Consider the following 16,358-nt stretch of genomic DNA (forward strand, 5'->3'; position numbering starts at 1 on the left):
TGTTTGGTTTTTACGAAAATTATTTGAGCTCAGTGTACATTGTATCGTGAAATGTCTTTTTGATGCATTGTCTACTTTCAGCAAATTTGAACCAGACATATACTATTTAAAGTGGCGGATAATAGTTGATAGTTTGCTTAAAAAACACCTAGTTGAAAAAATTTTTGAATGGATAGAAAAGTAATATACATTGGAAATGACACGTCCTGTGTTGAAACGTACTATCAAGATAACGAAACCTATCTCCATGATGTATCACTAGCCGTTGCGGCTAGTGATACATCGCCAGACATATTATCAGTTCATAAAGTCACAAGTAGAGTACATGCAAAATCAAAACCATCAAAGGCAAATGAAGTATCTTCAATTCGTGTTGTAATCAATAAAATTGACAAATTCATTGAATTGGTTGCTGAATTAATTATCACTCAATGTATGTCAACAGAACTAAGATAAAAATTTTTTAAAAATAAACTAATTTGTTTACAAGCAGGGCTAGATTAACTCCTTCAAAACACCAAAGCATTGTAAAAAAATATCTTTAATATTCGTATGTGACCCATTAGTTTTGCATTTAATCGTTTTCCTCGTTTTCTTCGTGCTTTGTCAACTCAGCTTGAAAAAAATATTGATCTTGAGAGTAAAGGTGAACAAACTGAGCTTGATAAAATCATATTTGAACGTATCAGAGATCCCCCCTCGTACACCTTATAAAAAATATTGTAGATCATGGCTTGGAAGAACCTGAATTGCGCTTGCAAAAAGGAAAGCCAGAAACAAGAAAATTTTTTTACTGCGTTTCACCAGGGGGGCTCTATTCTAATTGAAGTGATGAATCATGGCGCTGGGTTAGATAAAAAGAGAGTATGGAAACAAACTATCGAAAAAGGTTTACTTCACCCTGATATATCTTGGGATTATTTGTTAGATGATCAGGTCTATAACTTGATTTTTTTACCTAAACTTTCAACGGCAGAGCAAGTGTCTGATGTATCTGGGCGCAGTGTAGGAATGGATGTGGTAAAACGAAACATAGAAGACTTGGTGGTCACATTGAGGTAAACTCAGAAACAAATGTTGGAAGTATATTCCGCATTAGTTTACCGCTCATATTAGCCATTTTGGATGGGCAGTTAGTCAAGCTTTTGCATCAAGTTTTAATGGTGCCACTTATTTCGATCATTGAATCAATCCAAATTGAATCTAAACGAGTAAAAGTTGCGATAGGAGGATTGAATTGTATCGTGTTCGTGATAAAAACATTCCTATTCTTCGTCTCAAAGAAGAGTTTATGTTAGGCAAAGCGAGAGCATTAAATAAACCATTACTCTGTCTCGTAGAAGCAGGTGGTAACCGCATTGAGTTACTTTTCGATGAAGTGTTGGGTTAACAACAAGTTGTCATTAAAAGCCTAGCATCAAATTCTACCTTCATAACTGGCATTTTAGGACCCACTATTTTAGGCGATGGATCAATGCCGCTTATCTTGGATGTTCAAGGGCTAATGGCTCGTTTCCTAGGTCACTTAGAAGATACAAATAAACATATTGCGCATAGGTGAAAACCATAACAAGTCCTGCCACCGTGACTGTAGGATTAATGGTAGGTGAAAGTAAATTAAAAGGATCTCCTTTCCTGGGTTTTGACTTAGCCCATGAATTTTATGATGTTGATATCAAAGCAGTGAAAAAAATTCGAATGTGGGAGCGACCTACAATCATCCCGCTGGCACCCAAATTTATTCTGGGTGTCATTAATCTGCAAGGTATGATCGTGTCTATTATGGATCTTCGAGTGAGGTTTGACATAGGTCAGGTAGAATATCTGCCAACCACGGTTGTTTTAATTTTGAAAGCAGGCGAAGTGGCTGGTGAGCGTATATTGGGTATCATTATTTACGCCATATCTGACGTAATAGATATGGGTGACAATAATCTGAACTCACCGATGAAAAATTTCTAAGTAACGCCATTTGTCAGTGATCTGCTAAATGTAAATTTTCAAGTCAGAAGCTTCCTCGATGTCGACTCATTACTCAACATTGAAAGCCTTATGCATTAGGAAAAATACATGTCGGACGAAGTAAAAAGCGTTTCTTCTTTTTTGATAGATGACGAGGAATAGGGTATTGATATCCTACATGTCAGAGAGATACGTAGATCATCATATGCAAAAAAACTACCAAATAGTGAAAACTATCTCCTTGGTTCTCTTGAGTTGCGTGGTGAGTACACATCTATCGCTGATTTCTGACCACACTTTAGTATGATGCTAGCTATGCTGGACGGTCTAACAGTTGTGGTAATCGTCCGTCATAAAAAAGGACAATCGTTGGGTATCGTTGTTGATGCTAGAACTGAAGTATATCAATTATCAGCGGAACAAATTAAATCAGTACCATACTATATGGAAATTAACGAACAGTTTGTTGCAGGTATCGCGTCTGTCAATAGAGAGCATGCGGTACTAATCCAATTAACAAATTGTTTAATTTTAATGCGTTACATAAAATTGCGCAGCCGTCGTTGGCTGGCAAGGATTAAGATTATGTTCAGGTGAAATAAAAATAAGATAACTGTCACTGAAAACACACAAGAAGAGTAAGAATTGAAAGCGTATATTGTGTCTGCACTTGACACCACCCAAACTACCTTTATGATCGTGGATAATAATTTTAAGATCTTTTATGCTAACAAAAAATCGGTAGAATTACTGAAGAAGCATGAAGTTTTATGTCGCTCCAAATAGCCGAATTTCCGTACTAAAAAAAATGGGTTAAAGAAATTTATATTGATTTATTTTTTGCGAATCCAGCCCCTCAACGCTAGATGTTGTCTAATGCTACCATTCTTTCGTATGAAACCACTGTTAAAGTAGCTAATGTTTCACTCCGGCCCCTTGTAAGTACTATCATAGATATTAAAGGTGACCACGGTGAAAATACGCTTGAATGGGGAGATATCACTGAATCTCTTACAGCTATAATTTTCATTGATCGCGATTTCAAAATTACTTATATTAACGAAGAAATGGTAACTCTGTTTGGTAAATATCAAGAGTCATTTCGGAAGGTTTGGTTTGGGTTCCATACAACTCAAGACTGGTTAATAAAACAATGGATTGATGCATTCCACAAAAATCCAACGCACCAATACCAGCTCTTATTCATCCCTTTAAATCTTCCGTATAAAACGGATATTAATATTGCAGAGCTCACCATCGAATTGAATGTAACGGCCATCATTGATGTAAAAAGTAATTACATTAGTAGCAACCTTGAATGGCGTGATGTGACAGAGCTTCGTGATAATGACAAGAAAGTTGGGCGTTTAGCTTCTACTGTTGAAAGGATGACAACTAACTTTATGATAGTTCATAAAATGATAGTATTTTCTTTCTCAATCCTGCTATGAAGATCAGTTACGAAATCACTTTCCCACTTTCTCTGTAGACAAGTTGATTGGAAAAAATATTATATTCGAATGTGGTTAGCCAGTTGTTCTACAGGAGAAGAGCCGTATACTATTGCATTCATGTTGGCGGCTGCCAGTTTACTGTCTCCTCAGTATAACTGAAAGATCCTCGCTACTGATTTGAATAGCCAAGTTTTTAATGTAGCAAGACATGGCACTTATAATATTGAATCAATAAGGATTATACCTGAATCTCTTTTACATAATGGGTTTATTCGTGGGAAAGGATCGAAGCAAAAATTATTATAAGTCAAACCATTGCTGCAAGATCATATTCATTTTAAGCAACTAAACCTCATTGTTCCCTGGAAACATCAGAATCAATTTAATGTGATTTTTGTCGTAATGTACTGATTTATTTTGCAAAAAGTGCAACAATAACTCATTTATCAATTTTGAAAAAATACTCAATAATGAAGGTTTATTTTTTATTGATCATTCAGGAAATATCCGTGGAATAAAAGGCAGATTTGACAACCTTGGTCAGACCATGTTTTATAAGTCATAGGCGTATGTAAACGATATTTAAAAAATTATATAGTCTTTGTATCCATAGAATTCTGGAGCTAAAAAAACTGTCTTATCAGCACGGGAGGGAAAACGTTTCTATCACTCAGATAAACAGAGAATAATGATAAAAATACAACTGAGTGAAGTGCATATAACCTCAGAGCGAGAGCTGATATCTACAGGTTTAGATTCGTGTATCTCAGCATATGTGTGGCGAGACCGATAGTATCGAAAGATGGAATCCTACGCAGTAGTGCTCTAATGCTACACGCTACGGTAACTACGCAATGGAATTCCTGTTTAATACATGAATTCAACAAAGTACACTTAAAAGTTCACTAACAGCAAAATTGCTTGGTGGTGAAATTATGATAGGCCAACATGCAAGTATTGGTGACAAGAACAGTTTTTTTATTCGTGCATATATCATGAGTGAAGAGATAACTTTAGCGAGTGAAGATTGAAGAAATAAGTATTCACGTAAAGTGGTCTTTAATCCGATAGCCGGTAAGGCATAACTGAAAAAGATAGGTAATTAATGTATCATTATGACAAAAGAAGAAAATAATTATAAACATGATCTGATTAATAAAATTAAACGAAATAATGCAGGAAATACAGAACTATTTTCATAAAAAAGCGGCTTTCTTTCCTAATTTGAGTTCAAGTAGCAAATTCCAACATAATGAATGATTAGACAAAGACCTGCGTGTTAGACATCATTAACCCTCTAAGCTGATTTAACGCTTTTATCATGGAGTCGGTTTCACTAATTTAAAATTATAATCCCTTAGACTCAATGTTCCTCCCAGTAGTTCTTTGACTCGAAACATTACCGTTTTGCTGAGGAACATTTATGGCAACTATATCTCGTTTTTCAATACTAATTTAAACTGTATAACTTCTAGTAACTGACCGCTAGATTACGCAGGTCATTTCTTTTTAAAAAATTGCTTTTTTATCGGTGAGACAAAAGGAACCGCTCGTTTAATACGAACGGTTCGTAACATTATCTGGCGCCGTACGCACTACTTTTTAATATTTCATTGATTCTTAGGCGAGTCTGTTTGAGCAAGCTAGGTAGCATTTCGCCGGCAATCGCATTTAATGAATTTAACGCAGCCGCAATGATTTCATGCGTATTTATATCCACTGCTAAATATAACTGGCTTCCGACTCGTCGTTTCCCATTAGTGCATGCTTTCTTACTTTTCATTCGCTTTCACCGTAAAGTCAATAGCTAAATGTTAGATGGTTCTTTCGTCGCCGTCTTGAACGCGGCATTAATAGTTTAGGCTCGGTTACTAATACATAAATAGTGGAAGTATAATAACGGCATTGGAGCAAGTTTGAAAGCAAAACTAATGAATCATTATAGACCTTTCAGTGATATTGACAATGCGCGTTTGATCATGAAAGCCGTTGTAATGGCTCAGTAACTAAATAAATGTAGTCTCATATTACTACCCTTTTTAGTTTGATTTCTTGGCAAAACCTACACCACAATGACAGTATTAAATAAGTTGACTAGGCTTGGCATGCTTAAAATAAAAGCAATTATTTAATCGCTAATCGTATTGGACTTTACTATATAAACTTACATTTAAAAATAAAGCTCTAGTATGAGGCAAAAAAAGAAAATATATTATCCGTTTTTTCGGCAAATTCAGAGAGAATCACTAATCAACCCATTATCTTCACATTGTCCTAGAGGAAACTGTATATCACCGGAACGACTTCATTAAAAATGTAGAATTCATTCTCAATATTAAGCATCTCTACTTTATCCTCATGGCCAAATTTTAACTAAATAGAGCGGATCTGGGAGTGATGAATGAATAATTTTAAGGATTGCAAGCTTTTTGACACCCCGCGTAAATGTTGAGTTTGAAGTGGTTAGGTCTGCATCTTAAAGTTAAGGAAGCATAGGCAGAGAAATTTTTTATATGTCAGGTACTTTTATTAATCAGTCCGTTCAATCGCTATTATATTCTCTTATCGCGTATTATTTTCGATAAATGTAAACGAAACATACAATACTATACTAAAACTTACGGTTCAGCAAACTAATTTCTGCTTCCGTATTCTGAACAGAAGTTCAGCTTCAGCTTTTGGAAGGTCACACTCTTCCATTAACTCATGAATATCAGCACCTAACTCTACCATTTTGCTTGCTCGACTATAAAGTCGACCATCAAGGTCGCGCATTTCCAATTCATTTTGCTTCTCAACCATATCGTCAAAATGTTGAGACAGTTCAGCAAGCTTCTGGCTCATACCAATAGATCCTGCCCGTAATTCATTGAACTGTTTTATTAAGCTTTCATGCTGTTGACGAGTATTTTTATAAATTAATTCCATCGCTTGAAACTTAACTTCCAAATTGACCCTTGCTTTTTTTTCTCTGCGAAGCAGTAAAAGTATTATTAACCCGATGACGACTGAAATACCGAGTAGCAACCAGTACGACACAATATTAAGCATCAAAGCATAGCCATATCTGACCACTCTTCATCTGAAAGTAATTTATTCAAGTCAACCAAAATTAATAAGTTACCATTACGGTTGCTAACACCTTGAATGAATTTGGCACTTTCGTCAGTACCCACACTTGGTGGGGTATCAATTTCAGAGACGCGCAAATAAATGACTTCTGCAACACTATCAACCATGATACCGATCACTTGCGATTCAGCTTCTATCACAATAACACGCGTGTTATTAGAAATATCACCCTGTATCAGACCAAAACGTGACCGCGTGTCGATAACTGTTAAAACGTTACCTCGTAGATTAATAATACCAAGAACATAGTTTGGTGCTCCTGGAACGGGAGCGATTTCGGTATAACGTAAAACTTCCCGAACTTGCATGACATTAATGCCGTAAGTTTCATCTTCCAGCTGAAAAGTCACCCACTGCAGGATTGCATCATTCACATTGTTTTTTTGAACTTCAACGACCTGAGACATCTATTTTCCTTCTAATGTGCTCCGCTACATCACCGCATTGGCATCAATATCATAATTAAGCATGGTGATTAAAATTTGGACATGGAGCAATGCACACATCTTTTCTTTGGCTAATCCAACCAACCAAGATTATTTACCCGCTTGTTTACACCACTGCACTTGCTTACTTTTAAGTGACTCAGTCCCAAATAAAGTACTTCAAGCTAAGCACCACTCACTATTACTCAAAACTATAATATAATTATAGTTCCTTCGATGACTCTTATTTGTTATTTTTCCCGGCATCACACATATGATGGTGTCAACAATATCCAATCGTTGGTTATGTTCAATCTGAAGCCTCAAATACCAATCGGAACGACCGATAAAGTTATTGCACTCTTTCAATTGGTGAATGCCACCTAGCTCCGTCAATAACACAGCACAAATCACACCCACCGCCTCAACGCATAACACTTAAAACACATCCTCAAATGCGATATTTTTTCATGGTAATTCATTATCAATGTGATGAGTATTGGTATGTAAAGCTACATCACTGTCGCGCTCTGCATTGTCTTCATTGGAACAGATATTACCACCTCTTCCATTACCGAATCGTCAGAAAAAACAGTTACTCAGTATTTATATAAATGTTAGTACATACATCCCAGACTAAATAAAAATCGAAGACTACACATTAACAAAAATCATCTCATCTTGTGTTCACACTAATACATTAGTATATGCTTCAACCGCCTCCATTACGTCTGTATCTTTAACTACATTTAGATTAATCTTAGGTACCAACCCAATATTGATAAGCTTTTCAATATCACTAGGTTCTTCAACATCATCCACCATGCCATCACTTAGCTTTACTTGGCTTAATAGCTTTCCGACATGAAAGAAATCGTGCGCTTTCTGCATTAACACCATACTTTCACGTTTCTTTGGGTTTTCGACGACTTTCATCTGTAGTTGTGCCATTGATCTTCCTGCTGTATCAATATCAATGGAACCTGTCAAATACGCCGTTCAGTGTCAACAACTAGAAACAGTGCCGTATCAACGTTATCTGACAAGACACTCACATAGTCTAGCAGCACATCAAAATCAGCATCCAGCGTTTGAACGCTAAATAAAATTTTTTTATCTTTCATCCTGCTCCAATCTCTCCAGATAAGAGAGCAACCTTTTATATGCAAAAACTCCACGACAATTTTTTACGTAATACGAAGGTGGCATATGTTTTAAGCTCGCATCACAAAATTTGGCATCAATTGGTACCGCTGATGCCCATATTTGACCTGAATAACGTATTTTTAGCTCCTGCAGTGTTTCAAGAGAAGCACGAGTACGCTTATCATACATCGTCGGTACAATACATACTTTAAAAATTGACTTACGTGATTTTTGCATGATTTGGAGCGTACGAATCATTCGTTCAAGTCCTTTCATGGCAAGGAATTCAGTTTGAACAGGAATAAGAATACGGTTACTTGCTGCAAGTGCATTTACCATCATTACACCTAAAATAGGTGGACAATCGATCAATGAATAATCGTATTCCTTTTCTAGGCAGCCCAATGTCTTCTTAAGCATCAACCCCATACCACTTCGGTTACTCATTGCACGATCTAGCGTTGCCAATGACATATGAGAAGGTAATAAATCGAGATTTTTATACTCTGTGTTGAGAATAAGCGGTTTCACCGTATCACTATTGATAGTCTGCAGTTGAAAGAGATCAAATAGAGACCGAGGTAACGTGTCTGAATCATAGTTCAAATAAGTAGTCAACGACGCATGTGGATCGGTATCAATTAATAAAACTCGCTTATTCTTTTCACTGAGAAGCCCTGCAAGAGTTATCGCTGCGGTTGTTTTTCCAACGCCTCCTTTCTGGTTTGCAATGCTCCAGACTATCACTACCACTCCTTATACCAAGTTGAACTCGACGAGTATGCGTTCAGAAATCCGATCAAGAGGAAGGTCTTCAGAAGAAATTCCGGCCTTTGAGACTGCTCGTGGCATGCCGTAAACAACACAGCTCTTTTCATCTTGGGCCCAGATTGTTGAGCCTTCTTGCTTTAACAGTCTTGCACCATTACGACCATCCGTTCCCATGCCGGTCAGTATCATTGATAGTACTTTATCACCGTATGCATTAGCTGCTGACCCAAAGGTTATATCAATACAAGGTTTATAATTCATGCAATCACCACCATCAATAATTTTAATGCTCACTGCCCCAAAATGACTATTTAGCATCATCTGCATACCACCAGGAGCAAGGTAGGCAGTACCTGCTTGCAATGCGTCGCCATTTTGCGCTTCTTTTATGGAAAGTTTACATAAGCCATTTAAACGCTGAGCAAAAGCAGCGGTAAAAGTCGATGGCATATGCTGAATCAGCAAAATAGGAACAGGAAAATGTACTGGCAACACACAAAGTACCTTTTGCAGAGCAACTGGTCCCCCTGTTGACGTTCCAATAGCAACCAACTGATAACGTTTGCCACTCGCTTTAAATTGCGAAGCTGATGTCACTGGCTTTGCCATAGGTGCTGAAGCTATGGTAGCTGTGTCAGAAGACCCAGCAAATGCTCGCGTTAATGAATGTCTCGTACTTGCAGCCGCAGTCTTCTGTGAAGGCCGAGCTATTAGTACTTGTCGGCGCATCCATACTTTTTTGCGTGCAATTTCACTTACGCGTTGTTGAAGAAGGCCAATAGCTTCATCTCGGTTACGCGCAATATCTTCAAATCTCTTAGGCAGGAAATCAAGCGCACCGGCATCCAACGCATCAAGTGTTGCCTTAGCACCATCATGCGTTAGTGATGAAAACATCAATATTGGTGTTGGATTAAACTTCATAATTTTACGGACAGCAGTGATTCCATCCATCACTGGCATTTCAATATCCATTATAATAACATCGGGTTTCAATTGCGTAGCTTTCTCCACTGCTTCTTTGCCATTAGCAGCGCAGCCGATGACTTTGAGACGTGAGTCGCTATTGATTATCTCACTCACTCGCCGGCGAAAAAAATTTGAGTCATCCGCGACCAATACTGTCATTATCATATTATTCCTTTGTTATTATTGCCTAGAATAACGCTTAAGCAAATTAGGCACATCCAAAATCAAAGCAATATGACCATCGCTGGTGATTGTTGCACCCGCTATCCCAGGTGTACCCTGCAACAACTCATCCAATGGTTTGATAACCACCTCTTCTTGCCCTATCAATGAATCAACCACAAATGCAATGGGTTGCTGCCCTATCTGAACAATGACTACATGCCCTATTTTCCTGTTTGCTATTCGTGTTTGACATAACCAATCTTGCAAGTAAAATAGAGGAATTACTTTGTCGCGCACAATTAATGTCAACTGACTATCAACTGTATTCGTTTTTGCCAGATCTAAGCTAATAATTTCATTCACATTTGATAGAGGAAATGCGTAAGGACTATTTCCTATCCCCACCATCAATGTTGGCAAGATCGCTAACGTCAGCGGTACTTTTATTGAAATGATAGTACCTTTACCCAACACTGAATCAATAGAGATTGTGCCGTTAAGTTGAGAGATAGCTGTTTTGACTACATCCATACCAACACCACGTCCAGATATATCTGAAATTTCAGCTTTAGTAGAGAATCCTGGAGCAAATATAAGGTTAAATGATTCAATATCAGTCAAACGCGCAGCCGCATCAGCATCCATAACACCACGATCGACTGCAATACCACGGAGTATTTTAGTATCCATACCACCACCATCATCTTCAATCGTTAATAAAATATGGTTACCCTCTTGCGACGCAGCCAGAGTAACAGTACCTACCCGTGACTTACTCTTTTTTTCCCGTGCATCCGGCATTTCAATACCGTGGTCAACTGAGTTTCGAACTAAATGGACCATGGGGTCTGCAAGTGCCTCCACTAAGTTTTTATCTAAATCTGTTTCTTCTCCACGCATTTTTAACACGATATCTTTATTCAAATTACGTGCCAAATCACGTATAACTCGTGGAAAACGACCAAACACTTTTTTGATTGGTTGCATGCGTGTTTGCATTACGGCGCCTTGCAAATCAGCAGTTACAACATCAAGATTCGTCACCGCTTTCACCATGTTTTCATTATCACTGCTGGCGCTAAGACTAACCAAACGGTTACGCACAAGTACCAATTCACCGACCATATTCATGATCTTATCTAAGGTCGATGTATTAACACGTACAGTTTGTTCCATTTGAGGTACTGGTATCTTTCGCTCTTCTGCTTTCACTGGTGGCTTCGCTGCTACTGATGGTGGTTGAGCCGATGGTGCTAGTTTCTGTGGTGGTGGCGCAGGTTTAAGTTCAACTTTTGGTACTGGGGAGGGATCTTCATGGGTATTCTCTTTTGACTTGTCCTCTATAGGACTATTACCATGCAGTATATTAAGGAGATTTTCGAAATCATCATCAGTCATGTCATCACCGCTTGAGCTTTTGACCGATGTGTCTGGAGAGGATAATGGTGGTGAAGTTGCATTACTATTTATCAGAGGGCTTTTACCTGAACCATGCAATTCGTCAAGCAACCGATCAAATTCATCATCAGTAATTTCATCAGTAGAGTCACCCGCAATTGCATTATCACCGTAAAATGGTACTTTCGAGATAGCTTCTGGTTCTAATTTTAGCCCAGTCGTTTCTTCAATAACTTTATCTTCAACTGCAGGCCTACTGTATGTATGTAGCGCGCGCAGCAATGTTAAATCTGCTGCTGTTGCCTGTTGTCTTTGTTGTACACATGCAAACTGCTCATTAACAGTGTCAAGCGCTTGAAGGATGATATCCATTACCTCAGGTGTTAATTTTCGACCACCATTTCTAAGATTATCAAAAATATTTTCCGCACCGTGACAGGTATCTACCAGCTCTGTAAGCGATAAAAATCCTGCACCCCCTTTAACTGTGTGGAATCCCCTAAAAATAGCGTTAAGTAGTTCTCGATCTTCAGGAAATTTTTCCAGATCAACTAGCTGTTCAGACAATAGTTCCAAAATTTCACCAGCTTCGATCAAAAAATCTTGCAGTATTTCTTCATCCATTTCAAAGCTCATCATACACCCCTAAAGGCCTAGGCTAGAAAGCAAGTAGTTTACATCGTCCTGATTCTGCACCGCATGATTATCTTAGCGCTGTTCCTTAGTAGTAATAGCCAGACTTTCAGATTCGACATCAATAGTTTGTACTATATCTTTTCGTTTGTTTTGCTCGTCCTCCAAACCAAATATGGTTAAAATTTTTAGCCATTACTTTCAATTTTTGGTACTAATTTAAGCACACATCAAGTAATCTGCCTCGTTAAATTTAACGCTATAAAATTTCGGTTAATTGACCATGCAGTTTGGTTTTGTCTCCTGCCACCTACGTTAATAAACCATCTAATGGGTGACGCAAATTTTTGAAGTTAACAAAGTCAATTCTCCCTTATATAAGGCTGTGCCACTGAGAACTAATCAGAACACGACATTTTTAAAATTTATTTAAAGTGAGGTAAAGCATCATGTAACTACCTAGTCAATTTACCTACCTCGTGGAAGAGCAAATTACAATCATGACTAATCTATTAGCCAGTAATTCATTCGTACTTTCTTGATCAATTTCTTCAAATAAATTGACCAATGCTTTAGTTTGATCGAGTGTTATCATCGTGTTAATAATTCTTCACTTAACAAAGAAATCAATTACATACGCTTAAAAATTTTGTCCAGCTTCTCTTTTAACGTGACCGCAGTAAATGGTTTCACAATATAGCCATTTATACCTGCTTGAACAGCTTCAATAATTTGTTCTCGTTTGGCTTCTGCAGTAATCATCAGCACCGGAAGGTGCTTGAGAGCGCCATCAGTACGAATATTTTTAAGTAAATCAATACCTTGCATGCCTGGCATATTCCAATCAGTAACGACAAATTCAATACTACCTTTTTTAAGAATTGGCAATGCTGTTAAACCGTCATCGGCTTCAACAGTATTGTTGAAACCCAGATCACGAAGAAGATTTTTAACGATACGGCGCATTGTTGAGAAATCATCAACAATGAGAATTTTCATCTCTGTATTCAAAACTGCCTCCAGTGAGATCCCTTATTATTGTCAAAACTTACTTTGACCAAGTGGATAGCTTGGTCTGTAACCGCTGCATTGCCTGATTTTGTATCTGACAAACTCGGGATTCACTAACCCCAATAATTACACCTATCTCTTTAAGGTTCAGTTCCTCATCGTAATAAAGAGAAAGTACCAATGCATCTCTTGCGGGAAGTGTCGTAATAGCTTTGGCTAAATGCACCTTAAAACTCTCATCTACAACCTCCTGAAAAGGAAGATTTTCTTCTCGGTGACTATCAATGACAAAAGCATCTTCTGAAACACCCAAATCCTCCATACCAATTAAACGTCCCGCATTTATATCGTTTAATGCACTGTGATACTGATCAAGACTCATGCCCAAATGTTCCGCAATTTCTTTGTCGTTCGGCTCACGACTTAGTTCTCCTGCTAGGTATGCTATCATCTCGCTGATTTGACGGTTATTCCTGTGAACTGAACGAGGTACCCAATCCCCTTTACGAATGTCATCTAGCATTGAACCACGAATTCGAATGCCAGCGTAGGTTTTAAAACTTGCGCCTTTTGACGGGTCATACTTTTGTTGTGCTTCTAACAAACCAATCATGCCGGCTTGTACCAAATCTTCTACCTGAATGTTTGGTGGCAAACGCGCAACTAAGTGATGAGCAATGCGTATCACTAACGTAGAATACTTCGCAATCACTTTCTCAGGGGATGCACCTGTTCTGCTATAAGTGAGCGTTCTATTCACTAAGATAATCCCCTTTTGTTTCGTTTTTAACGAACAGTTGCTCTACAAAAAATTCCAAATGCCCACCTGGATTTCTTGGTACTGGCCAGGTCAGCGCTTTATTTGCTAGTGCATTAAGCGCCAATGCAGCAGGTGAGCTTGGGAACGCATCGACAACCACTTCTTGCTTCTTAACCGACTGACGCACACGTTCATCTAATGGAACACACGCTACTAATTCTAAATTAGCATTTAAAAATCTTTCTGTTACTCGCGTTAATTTTGTAAAAAGATCTCTTCCTTCACGGTAACTACGCACCATATTAGCCACAACTTTAAAGCGAGCTACGCCATGTTCCCTACTTAAAAGTTTTATTAAAGCATAGGCATCTGTTATTGAAGTTGGTTCATCACACACGACAATCACAACATTTTGCGCTGCACGTGAAAAACTAAGCACCATGTCTGAAATACCTGCGGCGGTATCAACCATAAGTACATCAATTTCTTCTTCCAAGGTGCCAAAAGCTCGGATTAAACCCGCATGCTGTGCCATAGAAAGCTCTGTCATACCTCGCATACCTGAAGATGCCGGAATAATACGCATACCGTGAGGACCTTCAACAATAATATCCTTAAGATCACACACACCTTGCATTACATGGCTAAGGTTTCTCCCTACTCGAAGGCCAAGAAGTACATCAACATTTGCCAGACCTAAATCAGCATCCAAGACCATGATTCTCTTTCCTTGCTTTGCCATCGAAGCGGCTACACCCAATGTAATATTTGTTTTACCAATACCACCCTTACCTCCGGTAACAGTAATGACTTTAGTGCGAGTCGAATTTGTTAGGCGGCGGAGGCCGCTTGCTTGATCATGCATGGTTTTCTCAATCATAAAAGTCCGCCGCATTCGACTCTGGTACATCATGACTCCAAAAATTATTTTGCTGTTCTGAACCTTGAGCCATGAGTTCACTGGCTTTATTCACCAAATATCTACTACTGACTTGATGAATATCTTCTGGAACTCGTTGCCCATCCGCCAGATAGGCTACTGGAAGGGCATTCTCAATGGTTACGCTAAGTAATTCCCCAAGACTAAGGGATTCATCCAACTTGGTGAGTACACAGCCCAATAACGGGATACGCCGAAAATGGTCAATCGTTTCTTGTAATACACATCGTTGTGATGTCGCTGGTAACACAAGTAAGCTTCGTATATGCGAACCACGACTTTGAATCAGCGAATCTAACTGTTCCGATAGCCTGAGATCCCGTTGACTCATTCCTGCAGTATCCAATAGGATCAGTCGTCGATGACGTAACTGATACAGCACATCGGCTAATGTTGTAGCATCCTTAGCAACTTTTACGGGACATCTTAATATTTTTCCGTATGTCGCCAGTTGCTCATGCGCACCAATCCTAAATGTATCTGTCGTTACTAAGGCAATGTCCTCAGGGCCGCAATCCATTGCCGCCCGAGATGCTAATTTTGCGATAGTGGTAGTTTTTCCAACACCTGTCGGTCCTAATAACGCAATCACGCCACCAGTTTCCAACAAATTTTCGTCAGAGGTAATCACTTGATCTGCGACTAAACCCAGTAGTTCAGGCCATGCTTCATTAGGAGGCGTATCTTCAGGAATGTATCCAGCAAGCTGATCTGCCAAAACTGGAGAAATACCCATTTTTCCCAAACGTTTAATCAACATGGCGCGCAGGGGCTCCTTACGCTCCACCTCCTGCCACATCAAACCCGATAATTGGTGCTCTAGCAGACTACGAATAGTTGCCATCTCTTTACGTATCGCTTCCATTTCATCAGGTTGATGATTCACGTCTTTATGGGATTCAATACGGGTGTTATCACAATTATTTTCGCATCTTTCACCACCACTACTATTTCGACGATTGGCTTCGTTATGTTTTTGGCGATAAAGGCAATCTAATTTTTGCTTCTTAGCTGGTTGCTTCGCACTAGAACTATTGTTTAACCCCTGTGCTATACCATATCTTTGCTGAGAATCGTAGTAGCTTGATAATCCATTATTCCCTTTCGACAAACGTGCAAGTTGAGCACCATTCATTGATTCATTTTGACGATGGCGTGCTTCGTTTTGGCGGACAAGTAATGCAGTAAGAGAGTCCATTTTTGGTACAGGTTCATTTCTATGATAATCCCCAGGCAACTGAGACTGATAACGATCTAAGAGATTCGAAAACTTACTACTTAACTCACTCTTCAGAGGTTTCCTACTCGTTTTTTTACTGATATCACGACGAGCATGTACTCTGTCATCTGCAAAGTGATTAGTTTGTTGAGCACCGCGCCCCATACCCTGTGCTATTTGCGTACGCGTGGCTTCCTTGCGTACATCGCGAACTGGAGTTTCAGTATCAACTGCCGCCACAATTTCAACCCCACCTGTTACTTTTTTATTCGACATAATAACCGCATCTACCCCCAAAGCTTCTTTTACTTCGGTTAACGCCGTTCGCATATCTTTAGTAAAAAATCGTTTTATCTTCAAAATCGTTGTCCTG

At 38.7% G+C, this 16,358-nt stretch carries 19 protein-coding genes and 1 pseudogene; 7 read left to right on the top strand and 13 right to left on the bottom strand.

Annotated elements, in window-relative coordinates; translation table 11 throughout:
- Positions 1-168 precede the first annotated feature (168 nt).
- The 7 genes and pseudogenes from BTN50_RS10905 (at position 169) to BTN50_RS12065 (ending at position 3,575) form a co-directional block, all read left to right on the top strand.
- Positions 169-456, top strand: a complete 288-nt coding sequence (locus BTN50_RS10905) for a hypothetical protein (RefSeq protein WP_235610983.1) — start codon at positions 169-171, stop codon at positions 454-456.
- Positions 457-729: 273 nt separating this feature from the next.
- Positions 730-1,062 carry an ATP-binding protein gene (locus BTN50_RS10910; RefSeq protein WP_223823244.1) on the top strand — a complete coding sequence of 111 codons (333 nt, stop codon included), beginning with the start codon at positions 730-732 and terminating at the stop codon, positions 1,060-1,062.
- Positions 1,063-1,237: 175 nt separating this feature from the next.
- Positions 1,238-1,390: a hypothetical protein gene (locus BTN50_RS10915; RefSeq protein ID WP_223823243.1), complete on the top strand. Its 153-nt coding sequence runs from the start codon at positions 1,238-1,240 to the stop codon at positions 1,388-1,390.
- A 167-nt stretch (positions 1,391-1,557) separates the two neighbouring features.
- Positions 1,558-1,962: a chemotaxis protein CheW gene (locus BTN50_RS02740; RefSeq protein WP_235610984.1), complete on the top strand. Its 405-nt coding sequence runs from the start codon at positions 1,558-1,560 to the stop codon at positions 1,960-1,962.
- Positions 1,963-2,151: 189 nt separating this feature from the next.
- Positions 2,152-2,559 (top strand): annotated as a pseudogene (locus BTN50_RS02745) (chemotaxis protein CheW).
- A gap of 269 nt (positions 2,560-2,828) precedes the next feature.
- Positions 2,829-3,413, top strand: a complete 585-nt coding sequence (locus BTN50_RS02750) for a hypothetical protein (RefSeq protein WP_096618936.1) — start codon at positions 2,829-2,831, stop codon at positions 3,411-3,413.
- Positions 3,414-3,482: 69 nt separating this feature from the next.
- Entirely contained in the window at positions 3,483-3,575 is a 93-nt protein-coding gene (locus BTN50_RS12065) for a CheR family methyltransferase (protein ID WP_096618937.1), read from the top strand.
- Positions 3,576-4,992: 1,417 nt separating this feature from the next.
- Here the strand turns inward: BTN50_RS12065 and BTN50_RS02765 are convergent.
- From BTN50_RS02765 to flhF, 13 genes are all read right to left on the bottom strand, one after another.
- Positions 4,993-5,199, bottom strand: a complete 207-nt coding sequence (locus BTN50_RS02765; protein WP_096618938.1) for a hypothetical protein — start codon at positions 5,197-5,199, stop codon at positions 4,993-4,995.
- An 842-nt stretch (positions 5,200-6,041) separates the two neighbouring features.
- Positions 6,042-6,467, bottom strand: a complete 426-nt coding sequence (locus BTN50_RS02770) for a DUF2802 domain-containing protein (RefSeq protein WP_096618939.1) — start codon at positions 6,465-6,467, stop codon at positions 6,042-6,044.
- Positions 6,467-6,955 (bottom strand): chemotaxis protein CheW, encoded by a 489-nt coding sequence (locus BTN50_RS02775; RefSeq protein ID WP_096618940.1) that lies wholly within the window; start codon positions 6,953-6,955, stop codon positions 6,467-6,469. The genes BTN50_RS02770 and BTN50_RS02775 overlap by 1 nt, the downstream gene beginning before the upstream one ends.
- Positions 6,956-7,153: 198 nt before the next feature.
- A complete protein-coding gene (locus BTN50_RS09700) occupies positions 7,154-7,411 on the bottom strand; it encodes a hypothetical protein (RefSeq protein WP_150137214.1) in 258 nt (85 codons plus the stop codon).
- A 249-nt stretch (positions 7,412-7,660) separates the two neighbouring features.
- Positions 7,661-7,924 carry a hypothetical protein gene (locus tag BTN50_RS02780; protein ID WP_096618941.1) on the bottom strand — a complete coding sequence of 88 codons (264 nt, stop codon included), beginning with the start codon at positions 7,922-7,924 and terminating at the stop codon, positions 7,661-7,663.
- Positions 7,925-7,959: 35 nt separating this feature from the next.
- Positions 7,960-8,097 (bottom strand): hypothetical protein, encoded by a 138-nt coding sequence (locus BTN50_RS10005; RefSeq protein ID WP_161492924.1) that lies wholly within the window; start codon positions 8,095-8,097, stop codon positions 7,960-7,962.
- Positions 8,087-8,866 carry a ParA family protein gene (locus BTN50_RS02785; RefSeq protein ID WP_096618942.1) on the bottom strand — a complete coding sequence of 260 codons (780 nt, stop codon included), beginning with the start codon at positions 8,864-8,866 and terminating at the stop codon, positions 8,087-8,089. Before BTN50_RS02785 ends, BTN50_RS10005 begins: the two co-directional genes overlap by 11 nt.
- 9 nt (positions 8,867-8,875) lie before the next feature.
- Positions 8,876-10,024 (bottom strand): protein-glutamate methylesterase/protein-glutamine glutaminase, encoded by a 1,149-nt coding sequence (locus tag BTN50_RS02790; protein ID WP_096618943.1) that lies wholly within the window; start codon positions 10,022-10,024, stop codon positions 8,876-8,878.
- Between the two features lie 15 nt (positions 10,025-10,039).
- Positions 10,040-12,058 carry a chemotaxis protein CheA gene (locus BTN50_RS02795; protein ID WP_096618944.1) on the bottom strand — a complete coding sequence of 673 codons (2,019 nt, stop codon included), beginning with the start codon at positions 12,056-12,058 and terminating at the stop codon, positions 10,040-10,042.
- 627 nt (positions 12,059-12,685) lie between these two features.
- Positions 12,686-13,054 (bottom strand): chemotaxis response regulator CheY, encoded by a 369-nt coding sequence (locus BTN50_RS02800; RefSeq protein WP_096618945.1) that lies wholly within the window; start codon positions 13,052-13,054, stop codon positions 12,686-12,688.
- A gap of 49 nt (positions 13,055-13,103) precedes the next feature.
- Positions 13,104-13,826 (bottom strand): RNA polymerase sigma factor FliA, encoded by a 723-nt coding sequence (locus BTN50_RS02805; RefSeq protein WP_190319696.1) that lies wholly within the window; start codon positions 13,824-13,826, stop codon positions 13,104-13,106.
- The gene (locus tag BTN50_RS02810; protein WP_096618946.1) at positions 13,819-14,706 is read right to left on the bottom strand and encodes a MinD/ParA family protein; all 888 of its coding nucleotides are present in this window, start codon (positions 14,704-14,706) and stop codon (positions 13,819-13,821) included. The genes BTN50_RS02805 and BTN50_RS02810 overlap by 8 nt, the downstream gene beginning before the upstream one ends.
- On the bottom strand, positions 14,699-16,345 hold the full coding sequence (flhF, locus tag BTN50_RS02815; RefSeq protein ID WP_096618947.1) for a flagellar biosynthesis protein FlhF: 1,647 nt from the start codon (positions 16,343-16,345) through the stop codon (positions 14,699-14,701). Before flhF ends, BTN50_RS02810 begins: the two co-directional genes overlap by 8 nt.
- Positions 16,346-16,358: the final 13 nt, after the last annotated feature.

Origin of the sequence: Candidatus Enterovibrio altilux, from assembly GCF_002381345.1 — a bacterium.
In the GTDB taxonomy this organism is placed as follows: domain Bacteria; phylum Pseudomonadota; class Gammaproteobacteria; order Enterobacterales; family Vibrionaceae; genus Enterovibrio; species Enterovibrio altilux.

Excerpts from the sequence above, each read along its gene's own strand:
- BTN50_RS02790 (WP_096618943.1), bottom strand. The coding sequence starts at position 10,024 with ATGATAATGACAGTATTGGTCGCGGATGACTCAAATTTTTTTCGCCGG.
- BTN50_RS10910 (WP_223823244.1), top strand. The coding sequence starts at position 730 with ATGGCTTGGAAGAACCTGAATTGCGCTTGCAAAAAGGAAAGCCAGAAA.
- BTN50_RS02780 (WP_096618941.1), bottom strand. The coding sequence starts at position 7,924 with ATGGCACAACTACAGATGAAAGTCGTCGAAAACCCAAAGAAACGTGAA.
- BTN50_RS02810 (WP_096618946.1), bottom strand. The coding sequence starts at position 14,706 with ATGATTGAGAAAACCATGCATGATCAAGCAAGCGGCCTCCGCCGCCTA.
- BTN50_RS02775 (WP_096618940.1), bottom strand. The coding sequence starts at position 6,955 with ATGTCTCAGGTCGTTGAAGTTCAAAAAAACAATGTGAATGATGCAATC.
- BTN50_RS10905 (WP_235610983.1), top strand. The coding sequence starts at position 169 with ATGGATAGAAAAGTAATATACATTGGAAATGACACGTCCTGTGTTGAA.
- BTN50_RS12065 (WP_096618937.1), top strand. The coding sequence starts at position 3,483 with ATGTGGTTAGCCAGTTGTTCTACAGGAGAAGAGCCGTATACTATTGCA.
- BTN50_RS02800 (WP_096618945.1), bottom strand. The coding sequence starts at position 13,054 with ATGAAAATTCTCATTGTTGATGATTTCTCAACAATGCGCCGTATCGTT.
- BTN50_RS02750 (WP_096618936.1), top strand. The coding sequence starts at position 2,829 with ATGTTGTCTAATGCTACCATTCTTTCGTATGAAACCACTGTTAAAGTA.
- BTN50_RS02765 (WP_096618938.1), bottom strand. The coding sequence starts at position 5,199 with ATGAAAAGTAAGAAAGCATGCACTAATGGGAAACGACGAGTCGGAAGC.
- BTN50_RS02770 (WP_096618939.1), bottom strand. The coding sequence starts at position 6,467 with ATGCTTAATATTGTGTCGTACTGGTTGCTACTCGGTATTTCAGTCGTC.
- BTN50_RS02795 (WP_096618944.1), bottom strand. The coding sequence starts at position 12,058 with ATGAGCTTTGAAATGGATGAAGAAATACTGCAAGATTTTTTGATCGAA.
- BTN50_RS10005 (WP_161492924.1), bottom strand. The coding sequence starts at position 8,097 with ATGAAAGATAAAAAAATTTTATTTAGCGTTCAAACGCTGGATGCTGAT.